We start from the raw sequence: 26,549 nt of genomic DNA, 5'->3' as shown, positions 1-26,549 counted from the left end.
CAATTCAGCAATAATTCAGGTTCGCCGGCCTCGAGGACCGGCGCCATTGCCAGGGATGACGAGACAACATGCACAACGCCATCAGGATTTTCGTCGGCTGCGACCCCAACGATTGCGACCTGGAACAGATGATGGTGCTGGAATACAGCGCCCGCAAACATGCATCCCGCCCGGTCGAGATCACCTGGATGCGCCTGTCGCGCGACCCCGCCAGCCCCTGGTATTGCGACCCCGCGCGCGGCCGCGGCTGGCGCACTGAAAAATGGTCGACGCCGTTCTCGGCATTCCGCTGGGCGGTGCCCGCCGCCGCCGGCTTCCAGGGCCGCGCCTTGTACATGGACGCGGACATGCTGGTGCGTTGCGACCTGGCCGAGCTCTGGGACCTGCCCCTGCACGGTGATGCCATCGTCGCCGGCCGCCGCGATGGCGACGGCAACGGCTGGCGCTCGTGCGTGGCCCTGTGGGACTGCGAACGCGCACGCGCCCATCTGCCGTCCCTGGAAGCGCTGCGCGCCAAGCGCCACGCCAACCGCGAGATGAAGCAATACTTCGCCGACCGGCCGCACCTGGTGCAACACCTGGACGCCCGCTACAACAGCATCGACGGCGAAGGCCTGGCCGCAGACGACATCCGCATCCTGCATTACTCCGACATGGGCACGCAGTTCTCGCACCGCTACGCGCTGCCGCGCCTGCGCGCCGAAGGCCGCCATCACTGGTTCGACGGCGAAGTCGTGCCGCACGCGCGCCACGACCTGACCGAGCTGTTCGACCGCTACTACCGCGAAGCCATCGATGCCGGCTACATGCCGGACGCCTACCGCAACGCCGTCCCGTTCGGCGACGTCATCAAGGCTTCGCAGAAGGACTACACCGGCAACCGGCCGCGGCCCGAGCGCCGCTCGTGGTTCCAGCGTCTCTGGGCCGGCGCGGCGCGCGGCTGACAATAGCCGTTACCCCATCCTGATCGCAACGACGCGCGCACGTCCCCCTGCGCGCTCGTACGCGGATAAGGCACGCCCGGCCTCCTGTAAAGCCCACGGCGCGCGAGCGTCCAGGATGTGTTTATAGCCAATCCATATTGGCGGCGCGGCGGCGCGCTGCCTACACTGGGTTCACGCGATTTCGGCTTTGTCTCCGTATCACACGTTCCAGCCGGCTTGCCCTGCAAGCCGGTTATTTTTTTCGCCGCCGCTTTCCCCCGATGCCCAAGACCCTACGTTTCAATGCCTTCCTGATGAACTGTGCAGGCGGGCACCTGGCGCCGGGACAATGGCGGCACGGGCCGGATGCGGCGGCCTCGTATCTGGACGCCGAACACTGGACGAATCTCGCCCGCCTGCTGGAAGCCGCGTGCTTTGACGCACTGTTCCTGGGTGATGTGCTGGGCGTGTATGACGTCTACGGCGGCAGCGCCGACGCGGTGCTGCGTTCGGGTGCGCAGACCCCGATGAACGATCCGTTTCCGCTGGCCGCCATCATGGCGGGCGCGACGCGCCACCTGGGGTTCGGCATCACCGCGTCGTCTTCGTACGAAGCGCCCTACGTGCTGGCGCGCCGCTTCACCACGCTGGACCACCTGTCGCGCGGCCGCATCGCGTGGAACGTCGTGACGTCGTACCTGGACAGCGGCGCACGCAGCCTGGGGCGCGACGCCTTGATGTCGCATGACCAGCGCTACGACCTGGCCGATGAATGCCTGGATATCTGCTACCAGCTGTGGGAACGCAGCTGGGACGACGCCGCCGTGGTGCACGGCGCGCGCGACGGACTGTACGCAGACCCCGCGCATATCCGCCCCGTGCGCTATCGCGGCCGCTACCTGCAATCCGAAGGCGTGTACCAATGCGAGCCTTCGCCGCAACGCACGCCGGTGCTGTTCCAGGCCGGCGGCTCGGCGCGCGGGCTGGCGTTCGCCGCGCGCCACGCCGAATGCGTGTTCGTGGGCGCGCCGACGCTGGCCGGCACGCGCAAGGCCACGGCCCAGGTGCGCGAGGCCATTGCCGCCGCCGGGCGCGACCCACGCGCCGTCAAGGTCTACGCCATGTTCACTGTCATCGTCGACGCCGACGATGCCGCTGCCCAGGCCCGCCTGGCGCGCTACCAGGCGCAGGCGGACACCACCGGCGCCGCCGCCTTGCTGGCCGGCTGGACGGGGGTGGACCTGTCGCGCCACGCGCTGGACGATCCGCTCGAATACGTGGACACCATCGCGGGCCAATCGGCGCTGGCGGCGTTCAGCAAGCTGGACCCGACGCGCCGCTGGACGGTGCGCGATGCGATCGACTACGTGGCCCTGGGCGGGCGCGGGCCGGTGATTGCCGGCGGCCCGGCCACGGTTGCCGACGCGCTGCAAGCGTGGGCCGACGAGGCCGACCTGGACGGCTTCAACCTGGCCTGCGCCGAAACGCCCGGCACCTACGCCGACATCGCCCGCTACCTGGTGCCCGAGCTGCAACGCCGTGGCGCCTACCCCACGCGCTACGCGCCCGGCACGCTGCGCGAAAAGCTCGGCGCCGCCAGCGCCCGCATCGACGCGGCACATCCGGCGGCGCGCATCGCCGCCGACATCGACCGCCTTGCCGACTGATCTTCCCCCTTTCATCGATCCACTGGAACCGACCATGCCACGTGTTGCCGAACGCGCCCCCGACACCCTCGAACCCGCCCTGCGCGCCCTGTACGACAGCTATACGCAGGGCGGCACGGTGTTCGCCGACCAGTTCTCGGTGCTGGCCCAGGTGGACCCGGCCGCGCGCCACCTGTACGGCATGCTGGCCGAACTGAAGGCGCGCGCCGCCGTGCCGTATCGCTACATCGAAATCGCCATCGTGGTCGTGTCGTTGCTGAACGACTGCCCCTATTGCGTGGCCAGCCACGCGCCGCGCCTGGCGGTCGAAGGCATCACCGAGGCCGGCGCCAACCGCCTGCTGGACTACGCCGACCATCCCGAGCTGACCGACGTCGACAAGCTGGTCGTGCGCTACGCCATCGAGGTGACGCGGTCGGCCCAACGCGTGCCCGACGACCTGTTCGACGCATTGCGCGCGCATTTCACCGAAAGCCAACTGGTCGAACTGACGCTGCGCATCGCGCTGTGCGGCTTTTTCAACCGCTTCAACCAGGCCCTGCAGATCGGCGAACACGCGTCCGACGTACACGCCTGAATCCTCTTCCTTCACGCCCTCTTTACGCCGCCATGTCGATGCCCACGCTGAACCGCCGCTACTTCCTGTCCCTGTCCGCCGCCGCCCTGGCGCTGCCGCTGATCCCGCGCCTGGCGCGCGCCGCCACCGGCGAGCCCGTGCGCATCGGCGTGCTGGCGCCGCTGACCGGCGGCGGCGGCCCCTATGGCCAGGGCATGGCAAACGCGGCGCAAAAGGCGGCCGAGACCATCAACGCGGCCGGCGGCGTGCTGGGCGGGCGGCCATTGGAAGTGGTGGTGATCGACGACGAAAGCAACCCCACGGCCGGCGTGGCCGCGGTGCGCAAGCTGCTGGACGTGAACAAGGTGATCGCGATTGCCGGTGTGTGGAGCAGCGCGGTCGCCATGGCCATCAAGCCCATCACGCTGGAACGCGGCGTGCCGCTCTTGGTCAGCGGCTCGGGCGACGAAGTGACGCAGGGCGACAACAAGGGCCTGGTGTACCGCTTCCAGGCGCGCGGCAGCGACTGGGGGCCGGTGTTTGCCCGCGCCATCCACAAGGCCGGCGGCCGCCGCGCGTCGGTGCTGGCCTTGCAGACGCCGTTCACGCTGAGCCTGGCCAACCCCTTTGCCGAGACCTTCAAGGCGCAGGGCGGCGAGATCCTGGACGTGGTCTATTACAACCCCAACCAGGCCTCGTACCGCGCCGAAGTAGAGAAGGTCTTTGCGCGCAAGCCCGACGCCGTGTTCGTGCCGAGCTACCTGCCCGACCTGTCGGCGATTGCCCGCGAGGTCTACCGTTCCGGCTTTGAATCGCCGATCTACGCCAACTCGTCCGCGGCCGACGCCGAAGGTGCTTTCATCAAGGCCGTGGGCCGCGACGTGGCCGAAGGCATCCACCACATCCAGTCGATTCCGCCCGTCAATTCGTCGGCCTACAAGCGCTTCGCGCAAGCTGCCGGCATCGACCCCGCCACGCTGGCGATCTTTCCGTCCAATGTCTGGGACCAGATCTCGGTGCTGGCGCTGGCGATCGAACAGGCCGGCAGCGCCGATCCGGCGCGCTACGCCGCGGCCATCCCGCTGGTGGCCAATGGCCAGGGCGCCAAGGTGGAATCGCCGGTCGACGGGCTGAAGGCGCTGCGCGCCGGCCAGGCCGTGGCCTACAGCGGCGCCGGCTCGCAGTTCACGTTCACGCCCAACGGCGACCAGCTCAACCGCGAGTTCGGCCACTTCGTCATCAAGAACGGCGCCAACCAGCTGCTCGAGGTCTTGCATTAATTGACGCCGCCCCCCGCTTCCCCGCTGCTGCGCGCCGATGACGTGGTGGTGCGATTTGGCGGCGTCACTGCGGTGAACGGCGCCAGTCTGGCCATTCCCGCCGGCGCCATCACCGGCATCGTGGGCCCGAATGGGGCCGGCAAGTCGACCTTGTTCGACGTGCTGGCCGGCGTGCGCCGCCCTGACGCCGGCCGCATCCAGTTCGACGGCCACGACATCACCCGCACGCCGCTGCACCAACGCGCCGGCCTGGGCCTGGCGCGCAGCTTCCAGATTGCGCGCGAGCTGGACAGCCTGACCGTGCTGGAAAACCTGCTGATCGCTTCACCCGGCCATCCCGGCGACGCTCTGTGGCGGGTGTTTCTGACCCCCGGCCACGTACGCCGCCACGAGGCCGCGCTGATCGCGCGGGCCGAGGCGCTGCTGCGGCGCGTGCGGCTGGACGCCCACGCCGACCGCCCGGCCGGCGCCTTGTCCGGCGGGCAGAAGAAACTGCTGGAGATCGCCCGCGCCCTGATGCTGGCGCCGCGCCTGGTGCTGCTGGACGAGCCCGCGGCAGGCGTCAACCCGGCGCTGATGGACGATCTGTGCGACCTGATCCTGGCGCTGCGCGGCGAAGGCGTGGCGTTCGCCATCGTCGAGCACAACATGGACGTCATCGCCGCCCTGTGCGACCAGGTCTACGTGCTGGCCGAAGGCACTGTCCTCACGCGCGGCAGCTTTGCCGAGGTCACCGCCGACCACCGCGTCATGCAGGCCTACCTGGGAGAACCGGCATGAGCGCCGCCCCCGAACATGGCGGCCTGGCGCTGTGCGGCATCGAAGCCGGCTATGGCGCGTCCACCATCCTGCACGGCGTCGAGCTGGACCTGCCGGCCGGATCCGCACTGACGGTCGTGGGCCCCAACGGCGCCGGCAAATCCACCCTGATGAAGACCGTGGTGGGCCTGCTGCGGCCCGGTGGCGGCCAGGTCTGGCTGGCCGGACGCGACGTGACGCGGCTGGATGCACCCGCGCGGGCCCGCGCCGGCATGGGCTACGTGCCGCAGGAAGCCAATGTGTTTCGCAACCTGAGCGTGCTGGAAAACCTGCGACTGGGCGGTGAATTCCTGCTGGACCGGCGCGCCCGCGCGGGCTGGCGCACGCGGGTCGAGGAAGTCCTGGCGCTGTTCCCCGAGATCCGTCCGCGGCTGGCCACGCCGGCCGGGTTGCTCAGCGGCGGCCAGCGGCAGATGGTGGCGATGGCCGCGGCGCTGATGCCGCGCCCGGCCCTGCTGGTGCTGGACGAGCCGTCGGCCGGGCTGTCGCCGCGCAACGCCGGATTGCTGTTCGAGACCATCGCGCGCATCCGTACGGGCGGCGCGACGCTGCTGCTGATCGAACAGAACGTCAAGCTGGGGCTGTCGGTAGCCGAACGCGTCGCGGTGCTGGCCGCGGGACAAGTGCGGCGCGTCGACACGCCGCAGGCGCTGCTGGCCGATCCCGATTTCCAGCGGCTGTACATGGGGGTCGCGACGTGATCCAACTGCTGTTCAATGGCCTGGTGACAGGCCTGCTGGTGGCGCTGCCTGCGCTGGCGCTGTCACTGACATTCGGCGTGCTGCGCTTTGCCAACTTTGCCATCGGCGCCATGCTGACGGCGGGCGCCTATCTCATCTGGGCCTTCAACGCGCTGGCCGGCTGGCCGTTGCCCGCGGCCGTGGCGGCGGGCGCCGCCGGGTCCGCGCTGCTGGCCCTGGCGGCAGACTGGCTGGTGTTTCGTCCCTTGCGCGATCGCTCTGGCGTGACCTTGCTGGTGGCATCCATGGGGCTGGCCTTCGTGCTGGAGAACGCCGTGCGGCTCGCGGCCGGCGGCGCCACCCGCGGTTATGAGGTGGCCGCCTCGCGGCCCATCCGGTTGGCCGGCCTGCGCATCAACCAGGAACAGGTACTGACGCTGGCCGTCACCGTGGCGGCGCTGGCGGCGGTGTGGCTGCTGCTGCGCCACACCCGGCTGGGGCGCGCCATGCGGGCGGTGGCCGACAACGCGCCGCTGGCCGCCGTGCGCGGCATCTCGCAAGGCCGCGTAGTCGCGGCCACCTGGGCCGTGGCCGGCGTGCTGACCGCCTTGGCCGGCCTGCTGGTCGGGCTGGACATCGGTGTCGACCCGCTGATGGGCTGGAACTACCTGCTGCCCGTCTTTGCCGCCGCGGTCCTGGGCGGCATCGGCCAGCCTTTGGCCGCCGTGCCGGGCGCGCTGCTGCTGGGCGTGGCGGCCGAACTGTCCACGCTGTGGCTGCCGCCCCACTACCGCGCCGTGGTGGCCTTTGCGCTGATGGCGCTGTGCCTGCTGCTCCGCCCTGCCGGGCTGTTCGGTTCCCGTTGGGTAACGCGATGACTCCCTACCTGATTTCCATCCTGACCCTTGTGTGCCTGGCCGCCATTCCCGCACTGGCCCTGAACCTGCAATGGGGCCTGGCGGGGCTGGTGAACTTCGGCCTGTTCGGCTTCTACATGCTGGGCGCCTACGTGGCCGCCTTGCTGACCCAGGCGGGCTGGAATCCCTGGGCCGCGCTGGCCGCGGCCGTGGCCGCCAGCGCCGGGCTCAGCGCGCTGGTCAGCCTGGTGTCGATCCGGCTGGCCGACGACTACCTGGCCATCGTCACGCTGGGCTTTGCCGAAAGCCTGAAACTGATTGCCATCCACGAAGACCGCTGGACCCGCGGCAGCCTGGGCATCTCGGGCATCGCCCGGCCGGTCGAGGGCAACGGCGCCTTCCTGGCCGTGGCGGTCGCCGCGCTGGCGGTCGTGTTCATCCTGGCGCAGATCCTGACCCGTTCGCCCGTCGGCCGCACCGCCCGCGCGCTGCGCGACGACCCGGTGGTGACCGCCACGGCCGGCAAGAACGTGCTGGGCTTTCGCATCCGCCTGTTCGCCACGGGTGGCGCGGCCATCGGGCTGGCGGGCGGGCTGCACGCCTACTACTACCAGTACATCGACCCGACGCAATTCGGCGCCATCATCACCGCCTATGCCTTCATGGCCGTCATCATCGGCGGCCGCGGCAGCCATGTGGGGGTGTTGGCCAGCGCGTTCACGGTGGTACTGCTGCTGGAGGGCACGCGGTATCTCGATGCCTACACGACCTGGCTGACGTCCGCCCAGCTTGCCGCCCTGCGGCTGATGCTGATCGGCGCGGCGCTGATCGCGGTGCTGATCTTCCGGCCCCAGGGCATGCGCCAACCGTACCGGCTGCAGCGCGGGCCAAGGACCTGACGACGGGACAGGCCCGCCGCCCCCGGCGCCCGCCCCAGGCGGTAACATGGTCGCCGCCATGCCCGCCCTCTTTCCTTCCCCGCAAGCGCTGACCTCCTATTTCTGGAGCGGCGACGTCATTCGCAGCCGCAGCGTCAGCGCCCGCGTGGCCACCGCCACGCTGGACGTGCCCGAAGCCCCCGCCCGCCTCGCGGCCGACTGGGCCCGCGAAATCGAATCGCGGCTGGCGCTGGAACCCGGCGATGTGGAACAGATGCCCCTGGCGCGCACCATGACGCGCTGGCCCGACTACGGCCTGTGCCTCAAGGCCATGCGCGACTGGACCGCCACGCTGGGCCTGGGCGACGTGCTGGCCTCCAGCGACATCGCGCTGATGGCCTGCCGCGGCGCGCGCTATCACCACGACGGCATGCAGTACGGCAGCGCGGCCTTCTGCAACCTGTTCATCAGCGAAGACAAGGGACTGGACCTGATCTACTCCGGCACCGGCCAGCGCATTGCGCTGACGCGCGGCACTGCCGTGCTGTTCGACACCTGCCAGCCGCACGGCGTGGTGCCGCGCGGGGCCAGCCGCTTTGACGAGGCCGATTTTCCCGATGCGCGGGACCTGTCGCAGGTGTTCCTGACGTGGGAATTGCCGATCGAAGACGCCCGCGTGGCAAGCGCGCTGGGCATCGCATTCGATGTGGCCGCCGACGCCGCGCGGCAAGACGAAGAGCAGGTGCTCGGCGACGGCATGCGCCTGGGGGTCAGGCCGGATTGCGGGGCGTGGGAGCCGGCAGGGTAGCAGCCGGTCGCAGCGCGTCCATGGTGGTCTGCACGATGTGGGCGCGCCATTCGCGCGTCAGGCCCGTGCGCACGGCCTGCATCGCCGTCATGCCCATGCCCGAGAATGCACAGGTCACCCGCACGATGCGTTCCATGTCCAGCTGCTTGAAGTCGATGCCCAGCGCTTCGTACGCGATCATGCCGATCTCGACCAGTTGCGGATCGCCATCCGGTTCGCTGTCGGCAATGCCGCTGGACAGGGCCGATACGCCGGGCCAGTCGTAGGTGAACTGCACGCCCGCTTCGACCACGGCGCGGTCGCGCTCGGGGCCGACCGGCAGATCGCGCACGTCGGCCAACACCTGCCGCATGTGGGCGCGCAGCGTGTCGATGGCGGCTTCGTAGATGGCGAACTTGCTGGCAAAGTGCGTGAGCAGGGTTTCGCGGGTTTGCCTGGCGGCATCCGCGATCTGCTGCATCGAGGTCTGGTCGAAACCGCGCCGGGCGAACAAGGCGGCGGCATGGTCGATGATGTCGGCCTGGGCTTTGGCCTCGGCCGGGGTTGCCCCCCGGTTGTCGGACGGAAGATCGGCGGGGAATTCGGAAGGGGAAAGCGTGGACATGCCGTGGCGGGTTCCGTGTAAGGCGCTGGGGCGGCCGGCGCAGGCCGACCGCGGGGTTTGACGATCCCGCATGATAAACCACAACGGTTTATTTTCAACCGTATTGGTTGGTTTTTGTTTTTCCCCGTCCGGCTCCTGTCATTCGACCCGGGCCCCTGATGTGCGCACCAGCTCGCGCATGTCGGTGTAGTCCTTCGCGAAGAACGCGGCGAACGCATCCACGCTCATCGACGCCGGCTCGATACCCGCCTTGTCCAGCGCCGTGACGACGGCCGGATCCTTGATCGCCCTGGCCGCGGCCGCGTTGATCTTTTCCACCACCGCGCGGGGCGTGGCCGCCGGCAGCAGCAGGCCGTACCAGGAGTCGTAGGTGAAGCCCGGAAGGCCGGTCTCGCTGACCAGCGGCACCTGCGCCAGCGCGCCGCTGCGGCCGATGGTGGACGTCAGGCCGATGACCTTCAGCCGCTTGCCCGCGATGAACGGCATGATGCCGATGGTGGGGGCCATGATGACCTGCGCCCGGCCGGCCAGCACGTCGTTGATGGCCTCGCCGGTGGATTTATAGGGAATGTGCTGCATCGGGATGCCCGCCATTTCCAGAAAGCGCGCCATGCCCAGATGGCCTGCGCTGCCGTTGCCGGCCGACGCATAGTTCAAGCCTTCGGGATGCGCCTTGGCGTAGGCAATCAGCTCACCGGCCGATGATGCCGGCACGTCGTTGGCCACCGCCAGCGCAAAGCCGGTCCGGCCGATCAGCGCGGCGGGCGCAAAGCTCTTTTGCGCGTCGTACGGCAGCTTCGGGTAAAGCCAGGCGCTGGTGTTGTGGCTGGAAGACACCAGCGCCATCGTGTTGCCATCGGGTGGGCTGGTGGCCACCACCGCCATGCCCACGGTGCCGCCCGCCCCTGCGCGGTTCTCGACCACGATGGTCTGGCCCAGCGCCTGGCCGAGCGCGGGCTGGATGGCGCGGGCCACCAGGTCCTGCGTGCCCGCCGCGGCAAACGGCACGATCAGGCGCACTTGCGCCAAGGCGGGTGGCGCGGCCGCCGCGGCGATGACCGCCAGGGATGCCAACAATGCTGCGCGGGAATGCTTGAACATGGATGTCTCCAGAGTGCCCGATGCGAAATGCCCAGGTCGACAGGCCCGGGTCTGCACGCCCGGGTTGATCAATGCGATGAATGCGTGCGAATGACGCGGGGCCGGAAAATCAGCGATGCAATTGCGCCACGGCATCGGCCAGCGACCGGCTGGCCGATTGCAGGCGCGTGCCGATGCGCAGCAGCGCGGCGTCGTCGTCGGCCAGTCGAACGCGCGACTGGTCCAGAATCTGCCGCGCATCCGTTGGCGACGGACCGCCGCACCCCACGCGCCGCGCCACGGCCTGCACCGGATCGAACGCGTCGCGCAACGCCGCGGCATCCAGGTGCAGCGGATGGCCCAGGATTTCCTGCGAGGCCTGCGCCACCAGGTCCGGCGTGATCGCAGCCGGCGCGATGCCCTGGTCGATGGCCCGGCGCACGACCCGGCCCGTCACGTGGTGGGCATCGCGGAACGGCAGCTTTTCGCGGTGCACCAGCAGGTCGGCAAAATCGGTGGCCGTGGCAAAGTTGGCGGCGGCCAGTTCGGCCATGCGCGCGCGCTGCGGTTCGGCGCCTTCCACCACCAGGCGCACCACGGGCAGCAGGCCGGCCACGCCGTCCAACGCGGCCCAGAGCCATTGCAGGCCATCGGCGTTGCTGTCCAGCACATGGGTGAACGGCGCGGCGCGGAAGGCGGCAAAACCGGTCATGGCGGCGCCCAGCAGATGGGCCTGGCGCCCTTTCAGGAATTCAAGCACCGCCTGGTTTTTCTTCTGCGGCATCATGCTGGACGTGATGGCCAGGCTGTCGGGCAGCGCCAGCGTACCCACCTCGAATGTGGACATGAAATAGAAATCCTGCGCCAGGCGGCCGAAAGTAGTGGCCACGAAGGTCGCGGCGATCAGCAATTCCAGCAGCGCGTCCTTGGAGGCCACCGCGTCCAGCGTGTGCGGCACCGGCGCATCGAACCCCAGCAGCACGGCCGTCAGCTTGCGGTCGATGGCAAAGGGGTTGCCGGCCAACGCCCCCGCCCCCAGCGGGCAGTGGTTGATTTCCTGCAGCGCCGCCAGCAGTCGCCGCGTATCGCGCTGCAAGCTCTGCTCGATGCCCAGCAGGTAAAAGCCATAGGTGATCGGTTGGGCATGCTGCATGTGGGTGTAGCCAGGCATGACGCAATCGAGAAAGCCATCGGCGCGCGCCAGCAGCGCGCGGCGCAGGCGCAGCGTTTCGGTCAGGAGGGTGACGGCGACATCGCGGGCGCGCATCCGGTCCAGGGTCGACTGCAAGTCGTTGCGGCTGCGCGCCAGATGCAGCCGCCCGCCCAGTTCGGGGCCGACGCGCCGGATCAGTTCGGCCTCGTAGTTGAAATAGACATCTTCCAGCGCGCCGTCCAGCGCAAAGGCATCGGCGCCGGCGGTGTCCAGCGCGGCAATCTCGCGCGCCAGGGCCGCGGCATGTCCGCGGTCGATCAGGCCGGCGGCATCCAGCGCCGCCAGGTGCGCCTGGTTGACCTGCGTCAGCAGCGGCAGCGATGCCGCGAAACCGGCTTGTATCCAGGGCAGGAAGATGCCGTGCTGCGCTTCGGGCGCCAGGGCGTGGCGCAACAGGCCGCTGACAGCGGATTCGGCCTGAGAGGGGGTGTGTGTCGTGTTCATGGGGTCATTACAGAACCGGCCATACATTCCGTCAAAGGACCTTTTTTCATTGAAGCAGTAGCTGAACTCATGTGCCGTCTGGGCTGTTTCCCTCCTGGTCGAGCACCGCATGCTGTCCCTGCGCCACATCGAAGTCTTTCGCACCGTGATGCTGGTGCGCAGCATGACCGTCGCGGCCGACACGCTGTTCGTCACCCAGTCCGCGGTCAGCAAGATCATTCGCGAGCTCGAGGAAGACGTCGGCTTCGTGCTGTTCGAACGCCGCCATAGCGGGCTGGTGCCGTCGGCCGAAGCCAAGTCGCTGTTCGTCGAGGTCGAACGCGTCTTTTTGGGCCTGGACAAGGTGTCGCGTGCCGCCGAGCGCATCCGTTCCCGGCGCGAGGGGCAGTTGCGGCTGGTAGTCATGCCCAGCCTCAGCAGCCATTTCATTCAGGGGGTGATCCGCTCGTTCAGCGCCGAATGCCCCGGCGTCGGCGTGTCGCTGTTCACCTACAACTCGCCCGAAGTCATCGAGCTGGCCGCCTCGAGCCAGTTCGACCTGGGCTACGCCATGACGCCCATCGACCGCGACCGAGGCGTCGATTGCGATGTGATGACGGCGGACTGCGTCTGCGTGCTGCCGCCCGGGCATCCGCTGGCCGCCAAGTCCCGCATCGACGTGGCCGACTTCGACGGCCAGGCCTTCGTGGCGCTGGCGGCCAACAATTCCACCCGGCTCAAGATCGACGCCATATTCCGCAGCGCCAACGTCGCGCCATCCGCGCGCTTCGAGGCCAGTTGGTCCGCCGGAGTCATGGGGTTCGTGGCGCAGGGCATGGGGCTGGCCATCCTGGACCCCTTCAGCGCGCAGACCGCGCCGCTGTCCGGCTGCGAAGTGCGGCCGCTGACGCGTCCCATCGATTTTTCTTTTGCCGAGATCAAGGCCAGCCACAACGCGCCGAACGAACTGACCGAGATCTTCGGCCGCCACTTCCGCACCGCATTGCGCGCACTGGTATATTGATCCGACCCCCAAACTCCTGGACGGCGATCCGATGCCCCGCTTCTCCACCCGTTTGCACGGCTGCCTGCTTGCCGCGCTGTCTCTCGGCGCCGCCCACGCCGCCCCGAAAGTCGTCTACACCGGTACGCTGCAAGGCGCCGGCGAAGTCGTGATGGAACTGGATGCCCAGGCGGCCGCGGACGGCGTGCTGAACGGGCGCTACTTCTACCCGAAGACGGGCGTCGACATTCCCCTGCACGGCACTGCGCAGGCGCTGGCGGAACCGCCGCCCTTCTGGAAACGCGATCAACCGGGCAATACGGCAGCGGCCGAGACGCCGCCCACCGCGGCCACCTGGCAGGGCACGCTGGATGCGCAGGGTTATCGCGGCACCTGGACGGATGCGCGCAGCGGCAAGCCGCGCGCATTCGAACTGCGCCGCGTGGCCGAATACGACCCCAAGGCGCGGCCGGCCACCGAAGTCCACAACGGCATTGCCACCTTGCCCGAGATCAACGCCGAACAAGCCCCCTACGACACGCTGAAGCTGACCGGCCATGCCGAACCGGTGGGCGACGAGATCAGCCAGGGCGCGGTGGCCTACCGCATGTGGCGCGATCCGCGCACGCAGTTTCCGTATCCGCGCCTGACGCGCCACCCGGACGAACAGGTCCGCACGCGCGTGAATCACCTGCTGGAACAGCGCCATTGGCAAAAGAGCCTGGGCGCGCTGCAATGCAAAGCCGAGGCCTACACCCGCATGGGCGATTTTCCCGGTGCAGGCACGCTGGGCAATTTCAACGATGAGGTCATCACCGTCACCTGGCTGTCGCGCGCACTGATGACGGTGACCGAAAGCGGCAGCCTGGATTGCGGCGGCGCGCACCCCGACAACCATTTCGAGCCCTACACCTACGACCTGCTGCGCGGCGAATACCTGGACTGGAACCGCGTCTTCGACGCCTACGCGCCGCGCGGCCGCGGCCGCCCCCAGGCCAGCGCGACCCTGGTCGACATCACGGCCACCGTGCAACGCACGCTGGCCGCTGCCGAAGCCGAAGGCACCACCAAGGACCCGTCCAAGGATGGCTGCGCCAGCCTGTGGCCCGACAACCTGGTGCTGGGCGCCCAGGCGCCCGGCGCGCTGAGCCTGTCGGTGTCCGGCGTGGGCCATGCGTCGGGCATCTGCCTGGGCACGCTGGCGCTGGTGCCGTTCAGCGATCTGACGCCGTATCTGAAGCCGGGCGGACAGGCGTACCTGGCGACCGACTGAGGCGAAAGGCGCCCTGGCCCCGTCACGGGGACTTGCCGGGCGACCGACCGCGGCGCGCTCAGTGCGCCGTCGGCGGCCGATGCGCGTCCAGCTGCGCCTGCAAGGCCAGCCCTCCCTCTTCCTCGAACATCTCTTCAAATGATTGGGCGCATTGCGCCGCGATCTCGCCAGCGCGATCCAGCATGCTCACTTCGTAACGTTGCTGCGCCGCCCGCCAGTCGCCGCCGCCGACCAGGGCTTCGGCCAGTTCCGCCGCATCCAGCATCGCCAGGTTCACACCCACGCCCAGCGGCGGCATGACGTGGGCGGCATCGCCGACCAGGGTCAGGCCCGCGCGGTGGGGCCAGCGCGTGCCGGGCAGCAAGGCGACGATGGGCCGCAGCGCGGCGATCCGGTCTGCCTGGCGGATCATGGCCAGCAGCGACGGCGCCCAGCCGGGAAAGCGCGCCAACAGGTCTTCGCGGGTCATGCCGGCCAGCGCCAGATCGGGGCGGTCGGTTTCTTCGGGGCTTGTGCGGATTGCAGCATAGACGCGCAAGGTGGCGTTGCCGTTGCGCTGCGCGACGATGCCCGCGCCGCCATGCATCGAAAAATAGGTGCCGTGGCCGACGCGCCGGGCGATCTCGGGGTGACGCCGGTCGACATCGGTGAGCCATAGTTCGACGAAGGTGACGCCGGTGTAGGCCGGCTGCACGGGCGTCAGCGCGGCGCGCACTTTGGACCAGGCGCCGTCCGCGCCCACCACGAGGTCGTAGGGGCCTGCAAGGCCGCCCTGGTATCGCAGGTCGTAGCGGCCGTCGGGGCGCGCCACGACCTCGTGCAGGCGTACGCCCCAGCGCACCGTGTCGGGCGCCAAGCGTTGCAGCAGCAGTTCGCGCAGCACCACGCGGTCGATTTCCGGATGATCGCCGGCACCGGGTTCGGGGATTTCCTCGCGCAGCAGTTCGCCGGTGGCATGGTCGGCCAGGCGCTGTTCCTGGTCTTCGTGCCGGGCCACCGCCATGAAGGCATCGAACAGGCCCGCCTTGTGCAGCGCCAATTGTCCTTCTCCGGGATGGAGGTCCAGTGATCCGCCCTGGTCGCGGGCGCCGAGGGCGGCGTCGGCCTCGAAGATGTCGGCGCGCCAGCCGTGGCGCTGCAGCACGTTGGCGACGGTCAGGCCGGCGGGGCCGGCGCCGATGATGGCGATGGCAAGGGGTTGCGGCATGGCGGCATTTCCTTTAACTTGATAGGTGCCTATGTATATTACATAGGTGCCTATTAAAGTAAAAGGATATTCATGCCCGACCCCGTCGATTGGCAACCCCGGCAGATGCCGACCCTGCTCATCAACCAGTACGCCCGCGTCATGGCCAAACAGGTCGACGAGCGGTTGCGGCCGCTGGGCGTGACGGCGTCACAGCTGCCGGTGCTGGTGGCGTTGAAGGGTGGCGGCCGGATGACGCAAAAGGCATTGGCCGAGACGACAGGGGTGGAGCAGCCCAGCATGGCGCAACTGCTGGCGCGCATGGAACGCGACGGGCTGGTGCGGCGCGAACCGTCGCCGACTGACGGGCGTAGCAGCCTGGTGTCGCTGACACCGGCGGCGATGCGCAAGCTGGAGCCAGGCCGCGCCGTCCTGAAACAGATGGACGACGAGGCCTGTGCGATTTTCGAGCCGGCGGAACGCGAGCTGCTGGCCCGCCTGCTGCTGCGCCTGGTGGAAAGCGCCTACCAGTAGATGTCCTGGTTGTAGTACTTGTGCAGGTCGCGGGCCCAGGTTTCATCGGCCATGCGGGGCCAGTTGTCTTTGTCGAACCCGGGTGCGTTCTTGAGGGTTTCCTTGTCGACGTGCAGCACGAAGCATTTGCGGTCGGTATCCAGTTTCAGGGCGGCCCACGGAATGGCAAAGAGCTTTTCGCCCATGCCCAGGATGCCGCCGCGCGACAGCACGGCGTAGGCAACGCGGCCGCGGGGCACGTCGATCATGATGGCTTTGATGTCGCCAAGGGTGTCGCCTTCGGCGTTGTAGACGTCGTTGCCTTCGAGCGTGTTGGCGGCCATGACTTCGGGGCCGGGGCCTTGGGCCGAGGTCTTGGGGCCGCCGACGATATTGGTGGTCTGCTGTTGTTCCATCGCTGTTCTCCTGTGCGGGGTTGCCGCGCTGTCCATCATGGGAGGTGTCGTCTTGCCACTTGCTTGAAGAAATGACCGGTGCTTGGGGAAGGCCGGCCGGGTTCGGAGCGGTGTTTGCGCTCGGAACCTGGGTATCCGCAAGTGGCGTTCCAGGGGGGAGTGGCCCTGGTTTTTTTGGTTTTGGACTCGCGCGTTGTTGTACGTGGACGAGTGGAGTTCTTGAGCCGCCTGTTGCGTGCGTGGCCTGTGGGGCGGGGCTACGATTGCGGTCCGGAGCCTTCGCTCCGGACTGCCCCTTCGTCATCCTCGTACAGGCCTTCGGCCTTCCCTACGGATTCCCTCGGGCGCATCTACACGCCCCGCCCCACAGGCCACGCACGCAACAGGCTCATGACGGCTGCAATTTGGCGGGGGCTGACGCACGTCGAGGTGCTGGTTTTGGACGCGAGTTGAGGCGCAGGTTGAAGCGGACTTTTCCCGTAGCGACGAGCGCTACGTCAAGCCTTGGCCTCGGCCAGCGGTGTCATGGACGGGCCGATCAGGGCCAGCAGGCGTGGGCGACTGACGCCGTCGCGGGCTTGTACCGAGAGGCCGTGCAGGACGGCGGCGTAGTAGTCGCCCAGGGCTTGCACGTCGGTGCCAGGCTTGAGTTCGCCGCTGCGTTGCGCGGCGTCCAGGCGGTCGATGATGGATTGGGTGCGGGCCTTGCGGTGCGAGGTGAGCCAGCGCATGACGGGCTCGTTGTCGGCGGCGTAGTTGGTGGCGGCGGTGACGACCATGCAGCCTTGCGGACGGCCTCGGCGGGTGTAGGTGGCGACGGCGTCCTGCAGCATTTTTTCGACGGCTTCGCGTACGTCGGCGGATTGCAAGGCGGTTTCGGCGAAGCTGCCGTCGCCGGTTTCGTAGCGTTCGACGGCTTCGCGGAACAGGGCTTCCTTGGAGCCGAAGGCGGCGTACAGGCGCGCTGATGCCAGGCCCGTGGCGGCGACCAGGTCGGCCATGGACGTGCCTTCGTAGCCATGCTGCCAGAAGGCCAGCATGGCCTGTTGCAATGCGGTGTCGCGGTCGAATTCGCGGGGTCTGCCTGCCATGTCGTGCCTGAAAAGTTGACGTTTTTCGTAGTGTACCGCCGCGCCTGGCGATGGCGATGTGCGCGGCGGCGCTTGCGTGGGGTGCCTGTTTCGGTCTATTCTTTGTCGGTCGACAAACAATTGAACCTGCCGATTGGCGGCGGGTCACTGACTGAAATCATCATGCATACGCACTCCAAGCAAGCCCCTGCCCTGCAGACTCTCAAAGGCCCCAGCATCCACCTGGCGCAATTCAGCGACGCGGCCGCGCCGTTCAACAGCTTGCCAGCCGTGGCCGAATGGGCGGCCGGGTTGGGCTTCAAGGCGTTGCAGGTGCCGGCCTGGGACGAGCGCTTTTTCAATGTGGAGCTGGCCGCGACCAGCCAGGACTACTGCGACGAGATCACCGGGATGCTGGCGAGTCACGGTCTGGTGATCAGCGAACTGACGACGCATATCTTCGGTCAGTTGCTGGCGGTGCATCCGGCCTATGACGCGATGTTCGATACGTTTGCACCGGTGCAGGTGCGTGGCAATGCGCAGGCGCGCACCGAGTGGGCGCGCCGCAATCTGGTGCTGGCGGCCCAGGCCTCGCGCCGGCTGGGCCTGACGGAGATGGGCACGTTCTCGGGCTCGTTCGCCTGGCCCTATCTGTTTCCGTTTCCGCAGCGCCCCGAAGGGCTGATCGAGACCGCTTTCGACGAGCTGGCGCGCCGCTGGCTGCCGGTGCTGGATGCCTGCGATGAACAAGGCGTGAATCTGTGCTTCGAGATCCATCCCAGCGAAGACCTGCACGACGGGGTGACGTTCGAGATGTTCCACGAACGCGTCGGCGGCCACGCGCGCTGCGGCATTCTGTTCGACCCCAGCCATTTCGTGCTGCAGCAGCTGAACTACCTGGATTACCTGGACATCTACAAGGACCACATCCGCATGTTCCATGTGAAGGATGCGGAGTTCAATCCAACCGGGCGCCAGGGCATCTACGGCGGCTATCAGTCGTGGGTGAACCGCGCCGGGCGCTTTCGCTCGCTGGGTGACGGCCAGGTGGACTTCAAGGCGATCTTCTCGAAGCTGGCGCACCACGGCTATCAGGGCTGGGCGGCGCTGGAATGGGAATGCTGCCTGAAGGACCAGCAGACCGGCGCGCGTGAAGGCGCGGCCTTCATCAAGCAGCACATCATCCCGGTGACCGACAAGATCTTCGATGACTTCGCGGGCGCCGCGATCGATCAGCGCCAGATCAACACGCTGCTCGGCATTGCCTGAATTCACTCTTGAACCATAACGAATCTGGACTCGCAGTCATGACCCATCCCCACGACGCCTACCTTCCCGCAGGCGCAGACTTTTCGCATCGTTATCTCATCGTCAACGGCGCACGCGTGCATTGCGCCATTGCCGGCAGCGGCACGCCCGTACTGCTGATACCCGGCTGGCCGCAGACCTGGCTGACCTGGCGTCACGTGATGCACGCGCTGGCCGCCCAGGGTTACATGGCCATTGCCGTGGACCCGCCGGGCACCGGTGATTCGGACCATCCCACCTGCGGCTACGACACCGGCGCCATCGCTGCCACGCTGCATCAGTTGATGACGCAGCTGGGCCACGCGCGCTACCAGGTGGTGGGGCACGATATCGGCATGTGGGTGGCCTATGCGCTGGCCAGCGATTTCCCGGGCGTCGTCTCGCGCCTGGCGCTGACCGAGGCCGTGATTCCCGGCCTGGCGCCCGAACCGACGATCTTCGCGCCGCCGGCCGACAATGTGTTCCTGTGGCATTTCATGTTCAACCGACTGCCCGACCTGCCCGAGGCGCTGATCGCCGGCCGCGAACAGGCCTACCTGACGTATATGTTCGACAAGTGGTCGCACCGCCGCGACCGCGTGGCGTCGCAGGCGTACATCGATGCGTATGCGGCGCCGGGCGGGCTGCGCGGCGGCTTCGCGTATTACCGCGCGATTCCCGAGACGGTGCGCCAGAACACCGAGCGCGCTCGCACGCGGTTGACGATGCCGGTGCTGGCCATCGGCGCCGAGCACGCCACGCGCGATGCCCCGCTGGTGACCATGCAGCGCGCGGCCACGGACGTGCGCGGCGCCATCATCCCGGACTGCGGCCACTTCGTGACGGAAGAGTGCCCGGATGAATTCCTGGCGCACCTGCTGCCGTTCCTGTCGCGCGAGGGTTGAGCCATGCCGTTGGATCCCCGCATCAATACCTATCTGCGGCGCCTGTCGTCGGTGGCTGCACCGCTGGAGCTGGCGGCGCGCCGCGAGGCCGCCGAGATCGGCTTGCGTGAACTGCATGGCCCGCTCGAAGCGGTGGCGGCCATCGACACCTGGACGGTGCCTGGCCACGAGGGCCATCCGATCCGCGTGCGCGCCTATATCCCAGACGGCGCGGCGCCCGATGCCGTGCTGCCGGCGTTGGTGTTCGCACACGGCGGCGGCTGGTTCCAGTGTTCGCTGGAACTTTACGACAACCCCTGCCGCGCGCTCGCCAACGCGACGCAATGCAAGGTGCTGTCGGTGGACTACCGGCTGACGCCGGAAAGCAAGTTCCCGATTCCGCTCGAGGACTTCTATGCCGCGCTGGTCTGGGTGTCCGAGCACGCGGACCGCCTGGGCATCGACCCCGCCCGCATTGCGGTGGGCGGCGACAGCGCGGGCGGCAACCTGGCCGCGGCCGCCGCGATCATGGCGCGCGATCGCCAGGGTCCGGCCATTGCCCACCAGTTGCTGTGCTATCCGGTGGTGGACCATGACTTTTCCACAGCGTCGTACCAGGCGTACGGCCAGAATTTCTTCCTGACCGAAGAAGTGATGCGCTATTGCTGGTTCACCTATCTGGTGAACGAGGCCGACGGTGCGTCGCCCTATGCGTCGCCGCTGCGTGCCGACCTGGCCGGCCTGCCGCCCGCCACGTTGCTGATCTGCGAATACGATCCGCTGCGCGATGAAGGGCAGGCGTATGCCCGCAAGCTGCGCGAGGCCGGCGTGGATGCGCGCGACCATCTGCTGCCAGGCATGGTGCATGCGTGCATCCATATGCTGGGGCTGACGCCGGACGCACGCCGGCTGTTCGATCTGGCCGGCGAGGCGTTGGCCAGGCAAGCGTGGTGACCGTGGCAAGCGTGGCGGACGCGGCGCATCCGTGCCGCCGCGCATCGCCCGGTGCAAAGCCGGGTTCGTCGCGGCCCAGGCGTGCTCAGAACTGCCAGCGCACTTCGATGCGGCCGGTATGGTCGCGGTTGGCGCTGGCATATTGGCCCGCGTAGGCCAGGCCGATGGTCGCGCCGCGGCTGACGGCCAGGTCCGCGCCCAATTCCACCAGGGCCGCGTCGCGGCTGATCGGCGCACCGGTGACGGTGAAGGCCTGGCCCGCATCGAAGGCCAGGCGCGAGGCCGGCGTCAGGTCGCCGAACGCGTGACGCCAGCCCAGGCCGGCCGAAACGGAACCGGCCAGCGTGCCCAACGTCACGGCCTGCTTGCCGCGTAGGCCGAGCGTGGTGGTGGTGGTGTCGTTCTTGCTCGATTCGCCGGACAGGGCCGCACTGCCGCCGGATTCGCTGAAGCCGCGCACGCGCTGACCCGCCCAGGCGACGCCGGCATACGGTTCCAGCGTCAGGCCGTCGGTGACGCCAAACGCGTAACCCAGTTCAGTGAATACCTGCGTCGTGTTGCCGCCGTAGTCTGCCGTCAGCGTCTGGTCCAGTCCGCCCCCGCCGATCTGGCGACGGGTCTGGATGTCGTGCCAGGAATACGCCGCGCCCGCCATCAGGTTGAGCTTGCCCGCGCCGACCGAGAAAGCCTTGCCGCCGTAGACGATGGCGCTGTAGCTGGAAACATCGGCGCGCGAGGCCAGGTCATTCACCGTCAGGCGCGAGTCCGTGTACCCGACCGCGCCGCCCAGGCGCCAGCCGCCGCCCACCGCGCCATCTGCCCCTGCGAACACGCCGCCGGTGTGCTGGCGCGCCGAGGCATTGCCGCCGCTGGCGCCGATGCTTTGCCAATTGCCGATCAATTGGGCCCAGACCGGACGCGCTTGCGATGCCGGCAGGGCCGACGCCAACGGCGCGGCATCGCTGACCCCTGCGGCGGCGGTCGGCGCCCCCGCCGTGCTGCCCGCGGCCAGGTTGCCGCGCAGTTGATCCAGCGGCGTGTTGCGCACGGCGCTGGTCAGATTGTTCAGGCCGGCGGCCACCGTGGCATGCGCCTCGCCCGACAGGCCCGCGAAAAAGCCTTGCGGTGCGCCCACGGGCAGGCCGATGGCCGCGCCGTAGACGCTGTTCGACGCCGGCATCGACTCGACCGCATTGGCCGCGGCGCGGGCGTTGCGTCCGGACACCAGGTCGGCAAAGCGCAGCGGCGTGCCGCCAGTGCCCGGATCGACCGGCGTGCCGGGATTGACGGGCAAACCCGGGTCGACCGGTGTGACGGGGTCAACGGGCGTAACCGGATCGACGGGCGGCACCACCGTGCGCGACAGCGTCAAGGTCACCTGCTTGTCGTCGGCCGAATACGACAACGACGGCGTCAGGTACGCCAGGTTGCTGGTCACCCCGGCAAAGCGCGACCCCGCAAAGGTGCCGCCCGCGGTCAACACCACCTGGCTGAAATGTTCGTTATAGGTGCCGGCCTGCGCCGCCACCTCGACCGTGGCGCCCGCCAGCGCTGCCAGGCCGCTGATGTTCAATCGGTCCATCGCGGTGGGCGTGGCGCGCACGCCGTACAGGCCGGTCGTGCCAAACGTGAGATTGCCCGTGAGAGCAACCGTGGCCGTCGACCCGCCACCGATCTGCAAGCGATTGCCGCCCGCCGCGCTGAACACCACGTCGCCCAGGGTCGTGGACCCTTGCGTCAGCACCAGCGTATTGCCGGTGCCCGACAGCGAGACAGCAACGCCGCGGGTGCCGCCACCGTCCAGCCCCGCGATGATCGTGCCCTGTTGAGTGACGATGGTGTCATTGCCGGTCACCTGCACGCCGATGCCGCCTTTGCCCTGGCCCGACGTTCCCCCCGTCCCGGCGTTGCCGCCGCGGATTTCACCCAGGTTGAGCAGGCGCTGCGTGTCGCCCGCCAGCACGACGCCCGCGCCGCCGTCGCCGCCGCGGTTGACCAGGATCACCGATGCGTTACTGCTGTCCAGGGTGACCACTCGACCGCCCCCGCCCCCGCCGCCGCCCCAGATCTGCCCGCTATTGACCAGCACCGCGCCAGTTCCTTGCGCCAGCACGCCCGCGCCGCCCTGGCCGCCCCGCGCGCTGGACGGGTCCGGAATCGGATTCGGCACTGAGCCCCAGTCGATCATCCCACCGCCGCCGCCGCCCCCGCCCACGATCAGCCCCTGGTTATCCAATTGGTGCGCCGCCGCGCCGGATAGCTGCACCCCGATACCGCCGCTGCCGCCCACGGAGGTGAGTCCGAGCATGGACTGGACGATGATCAGGCCGCCGCCGCCGCCGCCCCCGCCGACGACGGACGCGAAAGGGTTCAAGCTCACGACCGGCCCCTGCAACCCAGTCTGCCCCGCGCTTCCGGACCCCAACACATCACCGCCACTGTTACCGGGCGCGCCCCCGCTCACGCCGGTCCCGTTCTGTCCGACCTGGCCGAACGCAGCGCCCCCATCGCCCACCAAGGACGGTCCGCCAAACGCGCCGCCGCCGGACACGCCCCCTCCGCTATTGCCCCCTGCGCCCGCGGCGAAAGCGGGCGGTGCGCCATACAGCGCGGCGGTCAGGGCCAGCATCAGCGGCAAGGGACGGGTACAGAACAGGGTCATGACGGAACTCCAGCACATCGGCGATCCCGATCAGTAACATCACGGCCGAAAGAGTTCCATCCGACGATCATTTTCGTCAGGCACGGGCCAAGGGCATAATCTGCACGATGCGCCGCCAGCCCTCGCCGTGCGAAGTTCAGTGCGGCGGTAGCCAATGCGGCAGCCCCTTTTTTTTCGGAGACCTTGGCATGCACCTGGCATTTCCCGCGTTCAGCTGGCCCTGGCGACGTCACCTGAGAATGGTGCAGTGCATGACCATCCTGCTGTGCAGCCTGGCCCTGGCGCCCGCGGCGCATGCCTTTGACCACGTGGCCGCGACCCAGCGCTACCAGCAGTGGGTCAAGGACTTCGAAAACGACCTGACCCAGCTGGCCGCGGTGCGCGCCCCCAGCGATTCGGATATCGAACGCCTGTTCGCCAATACCGTGGTGCCGTCATCACGCGCCGTGGCCTTCGTGCGGCAGCTGGCCGCGCAGCCGAGAGGCTCGGTGTCGGGCGGCATCGCCTTCCAGGGCGCCGCGCGCCTGACCGTGGGCGTCCTGCGTCAGGCGGTGGTGGCCGGCGATGGCGGTCCCTACACCGACACGCCCCCCGGCAAGCCGCCGCTGACGCTGCGCGCCTGGTATCTGCACATCGACGGCGGCGGCAGGCTGGAAAGACATTTCAACGACCCTGACAGCTTCAAGCCCTATCACCTGCCACCGGATGGCACGCTGGAACGCGATGCCTATCCGTTCCTGGTATTCGAAGACGGGCCACGATTGCGGCTGGGCGCCATTACCCGCGAATTCTGGGGCGTGGTGCGTTTTCTGGATAACGCGCAACATGGCTGATCCGATGTTCGACCCACGCTGCGCAAGCCTGCCCGCCACGCCCGCATCGCGGCCTCTCGCCACCGGGCACAAGATGGCCCTGGCGCTGACTGCCGCGTTGCTGGCGCTGGCGCCGACACTGAGCCGGGCCGCCTGCCCGCCCCTCACCGCGCCGTTCAACACTGACCCCACCGCCGAAGGCCTGCGCGCCCAGCCCCTGGCGTTGCTCCTGGACGGCGAAGGCATCCTGCTGGGCCTGCGCGGGGAACGCGTGCCGGCTCGGGCCGAACTGATCTCGGTCGCCAACGACGGCGACCCCACCCCGCGCTTCTGGACCGAAGACGTGGACTGGCGCGTCTACACCAGCGCCGCCGGGCAGCCGGCGACCGCCGTGCTGCAACGCGACGCCGATGGCCGCCTGTGCCGCATCGACCGCAACGAGATCGTGCGCGGCCGTCTGCTGGATGCCGGCGGCTACCGGCTGGCCTACGATGCCCAGGGGCGCCTGTCCGCCTACGCCGAATTCTCGCCGGGCCACCACCTGGTGCGCCAGGCCTGCGTGGCCCGCGACGCGCACGGCGCCATCCGCGCCGTGTACGCCGACCAGTGCGATGCCACGCCCACGCGCCCCGTCTATTTCGTGCGCAGCGAAGCTGGCCAATTGCTGCGCACCATCGATCTGCGCGCGGGCACGGCGGGCGCAGTGGTGCGCGACCTGAATGCGGATGGCACCCTGCGCGCCGTGTACCGCTCGCGTCCTGATCCCGACCGGCCCGATGCCCTGCTCACCTACGCCGTGCCGCCCTCGAAGGCAGACCGCGTGCTGGTGGTGCCGGCAGGCGCCTCGCCGATCGTCACCACCGAGATTCCCGACGAGCCTTGGCGCGTGGTACGCGTGCCGGCCGACACGCTCGACGACGACGCCTTGCCCTCCTGGGACCCCGCCGTGCAGACCGTGCTGATGCAAGGCCGCAGCAACGCGCAGGGCCAGGTCGTGCTGACTCCCGAACAGATTGCCCCCTTTCACCAGGCGCTGCGCGAAACGCCCGGCCGGGTGTTCCTGTATGTGCATGACATGACCCGCTTCCTGCCGGTCACCGCGCTCGGTGACAAGACCTGGCAGGCGTGCATCGACCCATCACGGCGCGACGCCCAGGCCTGCGAGTAGGGTCTGGGGGTTCGCGTCAGACCGCCTGGGTTTCGACCGTCAGGTGCGACAAGCCGGTGATGTGCGCCAGCCGCGCCTTGTAGTACGCGCTGTCGCGGGGCTGGCGCGCCGCCAGCGACACGATCGCCGCGAAATGCCCCGGCCCGACCTGCCACACATGCAGGTCGGCGATCTGGCAGTCGCCCGCCTGTAACGCCTGGCCGATCTGCCGGCGAATTTCACCGCCTTCGGCCGGCGCATCCAGCAGCACATTGCCCGCGTCGCGGATCAACGACCACGACCAGCGCGCGATCACCACGGCGCCGACCACGCCCATCGCCGGGTCGGCCCATTGCCAGCCGTAGCTGCGCCCGGCCAGCAGCGCGCCGATGGCGAGCACCGAGGTCAGCGCGTCGGCCAGCACGTGGACGTAGGCGGCGCGGAAGTTGTTGTCGTGGCCGGATTTGGCGTGAGTGTCTGCGTGGCCGTGGGCGTGGTGTTCGTCGTGGACGTGCGCATCGGCATGAGCGTGGTTGTCCTCGTGAGCATGGACGTGCTTGTCGTCATGAGCGTGCCCGTGATCATGCGAGTGCGCCTGCGACCGCGCATGGGCATGCCCATGTCCATGCCCGTGATGCGCCCCGTGCGACCCGCGCAGCAGCCACGCCGACACCAGGTTCACCGCCAGCCCGGCGGCCGCCACGGCAATGGCCTGGTCAAAGTCGATATCCACCGGATTGGCCAGCCGCACCACGCTTTCCCAGCCGATGAACAGCGCGATCAGCGCCAGCACCACGGCGCTGGCAAACCCTGCCAGGTCGCCCAGCTTGCCGGTGCCGAACGTAAAGCGCGGGTTCCGGGCCTGCCTGCGCGCATAGCCGTAGGCCAGCGCGGTGATGAGCATCGCCCCCGCATGCGTGGACATGTGCCAGCCGTCGGCGACCAGCGCCATCGAGCCGTAGAGATTACCGGCGATGATTTCGACGGCCATCATGGCGGCCGTCAGCGCGATCACGAACCACACCCGGCGTTCGTTGCGTTGGTGGTCCTGGCCCAGGAACAGGTGTTCGTGTGTGGGGGTGGGATGCATGGGAGGCTCCTGGTGTCCGCGCCGCACCGCATTGAAAGCGGGCACGGCGCGCGTGGGGACGGCTGCCAGGTCAGCGGCAGCCGCTATTTCATGTAGGCCCGGATCACGTCCATCATTTCCGCGGCGCCCTGCTCGCGCTCTGCCTCGGTGGCCGCATGGACGACGTGCTCGTCCAGGTGCCCCTGCATGACTTCGGCCGTCAGGCCGCTGAGCGCGCCGCGGGCGGAAGCCAATTGGCGCAGGACTTCGCCGCAGGCCGTTTCGGCCTCCAGCGCCCGCTCCAGGCCGTCCAGCTGGCCCCGGATGCGGCGCACGCGCGCAATCAGCTTTTCCTTCTGGCGGATGGTGTGTGCCATGGTCTACCTGTTCAATATAGTATGGGGGACTATATTACTGAGACCCAAAAAAAACCGCAATTCCCGGGTCGTCGCCAGGGAATTGCGGGGTGGGCGGCCCTTCGGCCA

General features: G+C 68.6%; 26 protein-coding genes. 17 read left to right on the top strand and 9 right to left on the bottom strand.

Going from position 1 to position 26,549, the window contains the following annotated elements; genetic code table 11:
- The first annotated feature begins 68 nt into the window (after positions 1-68).
- The 9 genes from HV798_RS03995 (at position 69) to HV798_RS03955 (ending at position 8,468) form a co-directional block, all read left to right on the top strand.
- The gene (locus HV798_RS03995) at positions 69-944 is read left to right on the top strand and encodes a glycosyl transferase (RefSeq protein WP_175191267.1); all 876 of its coding nucleotides are present in this window, start codon (positions 69-71) and stop codon (positions 942-944) included.
- A 260-nt stretch (positions 945-1,204) separates the two neighbouring features.
- Positions 1,205-2,590, top strand: coding sequence for an LLM class flavin-dependent oxidoreductase (locus HV798_RS03990; RefSeq protein WP_175191268.1), 1,386 nt, complete (start codon positions 1,205-1,207; stop codon positions 2,588-2,590).
- A 34-nt stretch (positions 2,591-2,624) separates the two neighbouring features.
- Positions 2,625-3,167, top strand: coding sequence for a carboxymuconolactone decarboxylase family protein (locus tag HV798_RS03985; RefSeq protein WP_175216334.1), 543 nt, complete (start codon positions 2,625-2,627; stop codon positions 3,165-3,167).
- 32 nt (positions 3,168-3,199) lie between these two features.
- Entirely contained in the window at positions 3,200-4,426 is a 1,227-nt protein-coding gene (locus HV798_RS03980; RefSeq protein ID WP_175191270.1) for an ABC transporter substrate-binding protein, read from the top strand.
- Positions 4,427-5,206 carry an ABC transporter ATP-binding protein gene (locus HV798_RS03975; protein ID WP_175191271.1) on the top strand — a complete coding sequence of 260 codons (780 nt, stop codon included), beginning with the start codon at positions 4,427-4,429 and terminating at the stop codon, positions 5,204-5,206.
- Positions 5,203-5,946, top strand: coding sequence for an ABC transporter ATP-binding protein (locus HV798_RS03970; RefSeq protein ID WP_175191272.1), 744 nt, complete (start codon positions 5,203-5,205; stop codon positions 5,944-5,946). Before HV798_RS03975 ends, HV798_RS03970 begins: the two co-directional genes overlap by 4 nt.
- Positions 5,943-6,803, top strand: a complete 861-nt coding sequence (locus tag HV798_RS03965; RefSeq protein ID WP_175191273.1) for a branched-chain amino acid ABC transporter permease — start codon at positions 5,943-5,945, stop codon at positions 6,801-6,803. The genes HV798_RS03970 and HV798_RS03965 overlap by 4 nt, the downstream gene beginning before the upstream one ends.
- Entirely contained in the window at positions 6,800-7,681 is an 882-nt protein-coding gene (locus HV798_RS03960) for a branched-chain amino acid ABC transporter permease (RefSeq protein ID WP_175191274.1), read from the top strand. The genes HV798_RS03965 and HV798_RS03960 overlap by 4 nt, the downstream gene beginning before the upstream one ends.
- 46 nt (positions 7,682-7,727) lie before the next feature.
- A complete protein-coding gene (locus tag HV798_RS03955) occupies positions 7,728-8,468 on the top strand; it encodes a hypothetical protein (protein ID WP_246288567.1) in 741 nt (246 codons plus the stop codon).
- Here HV798_RS03955 and HV798_RS03950 read toward each other — a convergent pair.
- From HV798_RS03950 to argH, 3 genes are all read right to left on the bottom strand, one after another.
- Positions 8,431-9,072 carry a TetR/AcrR family transcriptional regulator gene (locus HV798_RS03950; protein WP_175191275.1) on the bottom strand — a complete coding sequence of 214 codons (642 nt, stop codon included), beginning with the start codon at positions 9,070-9,072 and terminating at the stop codon, positions 8,431-8,433. The two genes, HV798_RS03955 and HV798_RS03950, sit on opposite strands and share 38 nt — an antisense overlap.
- A 138-nt stretch (positions 9,073-9,210) precedes the next feature.
- Positions 9,211-10,173: a tripartite tricarboxylate transporter substrate binding protein gene (locus HV798_RS03945; RefSeq protein ID WP_175191276.1), complete on the bottom strand. Its 963-nt coding sequence runs from the start codon at positions 10,171-10,173 to the stop codon at positions 9,211-9,213.
- A gap of 109 nt (positions 10,174-10,282) precedes the next feature.
- On the bottom strand, positions 10,283-11,809 hold the full coding sequence (argH, locus tag HV798_RS03940) for an argininosuccinate lyase (protein WP_175191277.1): 1,527 nt from the start codon (positions 11,807-11,809) through the stop codon (positions 10,283-10,285).
- Between the two features lie 109 nt (positions 11,810-11,918).
- Here argH and HV798_RS03935 point away from each other — a divergent pair, with 109 nt between their 5' ends.
- Both HV798_RS03935 and HV798_RS03930 read left to right on the top strand, forming a co-directional pair.
- On the top strand, positions 11,919-12,812 hold the full coding sequence (locus HV798_RS03935; RefSeq protein ID WP_175191278.1) for a LysR substrate-binding domain-containing protein: 894 nt from the start codon (positions 11,919-11,921) through the stop codon (positions 12,810-12,812).
- 31 nt (positions 12,813-12,843) lie between these two features.
- Positions 12,844-14,064: a hypothetical protein gene (locus HV798_RS03930; protein WP_175191279.1), complete on the top strand. Its 1,221-nt coding sequence runs from the start codon at positions 12,844-12,846 to the stop codon at positions 14,062-14,064.
- Between the two features lie 58 nt (positions 14,065-14,122).
- On the opposite strand, the gene HV798_RS03925 is transcribed toward HV798_RS03930, so the two are convergent.
- Positions 14,123-15,271 (bottom strand): FAD-dependent oxidoreductase, encoded by a 1,149-nt coding sequence (locus HV798_RS03925; RefSeq protein ID WP_175191280.1) that lies wholly within the window; start codon positions 15,269-15,271, stop codon positions 14,123-14,125.
- Between the two features lie 72 nt (positions 15,272-15,343).
- Here HV798_RS03925 and HV798_RS03920 point away from each other — a divergent pair, with 72 nt between their 5' ends.
- Positions 15,344-15,784, top strand: coding sequence for a MarR family winged helix-turn-helix transcriptional regulator (locus HV798_RS03920; RefSeq protein WP_246288566.1), 441 nt, complete (start codon positions 15,344-15,346; stop codon positions 15,782-15,784).
- On the opposite strand, the gene HV798_RS03915 is transcribed toward HV798_RS03920, so the two are convergent.
- Together HV798_RS03915 and HV798_RS03910 are read right to left on the bottom strand one after the other, a co-directional pair.
- Positions 15,775-16,179: a PRC-barrel domain-containing protein gene (locus HV798_RS03915; RefSeq protein ID WP_175191281.1), complete on the bottom strand. Its 405-nt coding sequence runs from the start codon at positions 16,177-16,179 to the stop codon at positions 15,775-15,777. The two genes, HV798_RS03920 and HV798_RS03915, sit on opposite strands and share 10 nt — an antisense overlap.
- A gap of 497 nt (positions 16,180-16,676) precedes the next feature.
- On the bottom strand, positions 16,677-17,270 hold the full coding sequence (locus tag HV798_RS03910) for a TetR/AcrR family transcriptional regulator (protein WP_175191282.1): 594 nt from the start codon (positions 17,268-17,270) through the stop codon (positions 16,677-16,679).
- A 192-nt stretch (positions 17,271-17,462) separates the two neighbouring features.
- On the opposite strand from HV798_RS03910, the gene HV798_RS03905 reads away from it, so the two are divergent.
- From HV798_RS03905 to HV798_RS03895, 3 genes are read left to right on the top strand one after another with little or no spacing between them, the layout of a single operon-like run.
- Positions 17,463-18,518, top strand: coding sequence for a sugar phosphate isomerase/epimerase family protein (locus HV798_RS03905; protein ID WP_175191489.1), 1,056 nt, complete (start codon positions 17,463-17,465; stop codon positions 18,516-18,518).
- 38 nt (positions 18,519-18,556) lie between these two features.
- Positions 18,557-19,441, top strand: a complete 885-nt coding sequence (locus tag HV798_RS03900; protein WP_175191283.1) for an alpha/beta fold hydrolase — start codon at positions 18,557-18,559, stop codon at positions 19,439-19,441.
- Positions 19,442-19,444: 3 nt separating this feature from the next.
- Positions 19,445-20,374 carry an alpha/beta hydrolase gene (locus HV798_RS03895; protein WP_175191284.1) on the top strand — a complete coding sequence of 310 codons (930 nt, stop codon included), beginning with the start codon at positions 19,445-19,447 and terminating at the stop codon, positions 20,372-20,374.
- An 85-nt stretch (positions 20,375-20,459) separates the two neighbouring features.
- Here HV798_RS03895 and HV798_RS03890 read toward each other — a convergent pair whose 3' ends face one another.
- Positions 20,460-22,754, bottom strand: a complete 2,295-nt coding sequence (locus HV798_RS03890; protein WP_246288565.1) for an autotransporter family protein — start codon at positions 22,752-22,754, stop codon at positions 20,460-20,462.
- Between the two features lie 470 nt (positions 22,755-23,224).
- On the opposite strand from HV798_RS03890, the gene HV798_RS03885 reads away from it, so the two are divergent.
- Both HV798_RS03885 and HV798_RS03880 read left to right on the top strand, forming a co-directional pair.
- The gene (locus HV798_RS03885; protein ID WP_246288564.1) at positions 23,225-23,869 is read left to right on the top strand and encodes a hypothetical protein; all 645 of its coding nucleotides are present in this window, start codon (positions 23,225-23,227) and stop codon (positions 23,867-23,869) included.
- Positions 23,862-25,016: a hypothetical protein gene (locus HV798_RS03880; protein ID WP_246288563.1), complete on the top strand. Its 1,155-nt coding sequence runs from the start codon at positions 23,862-23,864 to the stop codon at positions 25,014-25,016. Before HV798_RS03885 ends, HV798_RS03880 begins: the two co-directional genes overlap by 8 nt.
- A gap of 16 nt (positions 25,017-25,032) precedes the next feature.
- On the opposite strand, the gene dmeF is transcribed toward HV798_RS03880, so the two are convergent.
- Both dmeF and HV798_RS03870 read right to left on the bottom strand, forming a co-directional pair.
- Positions 25,033-26,085, bottom strand: a complete 1,053-nt coding sequence (gene dmeF, locus HV798_RS03875; protein ID WP_175191285.1) for a CDF family Co(II)/Ni(II) efflux transporter DmeF — start codon at positions 26,083-26,085, stop codon at positions 25,033-25,035.
- 83 nt (positions 26,086-26,168) lie between these two features.
- On the bottom strand, positions 26,169-26,441 hold the full coding sequence (locus HV798_RS03870) for a metal/formaldehyde-sensitive transcriptional repressor (RefSeq protein ID WP_025139120.1): 273 nt from the start codon (positions 26,439-26,441) through the stop codon (positions 26,169-26,171).
- Positions 26,442-26,549 lie beyond the last annotated feature (108 nt).

The organism is Achromobacter deleyi (assembly GCF_902859705.1).
Lineage (GTDB): Bacteria > Pseudomonadota > Gammaproteobacteria > Burkholderiales > Burkholderiaceae_B > Achromobacter > Achromobacter deleyi.
Note: the sequence above shows the minus strand (reverse complement) of the source record. Positions and strands in the feature narration are given on the sequence as shown.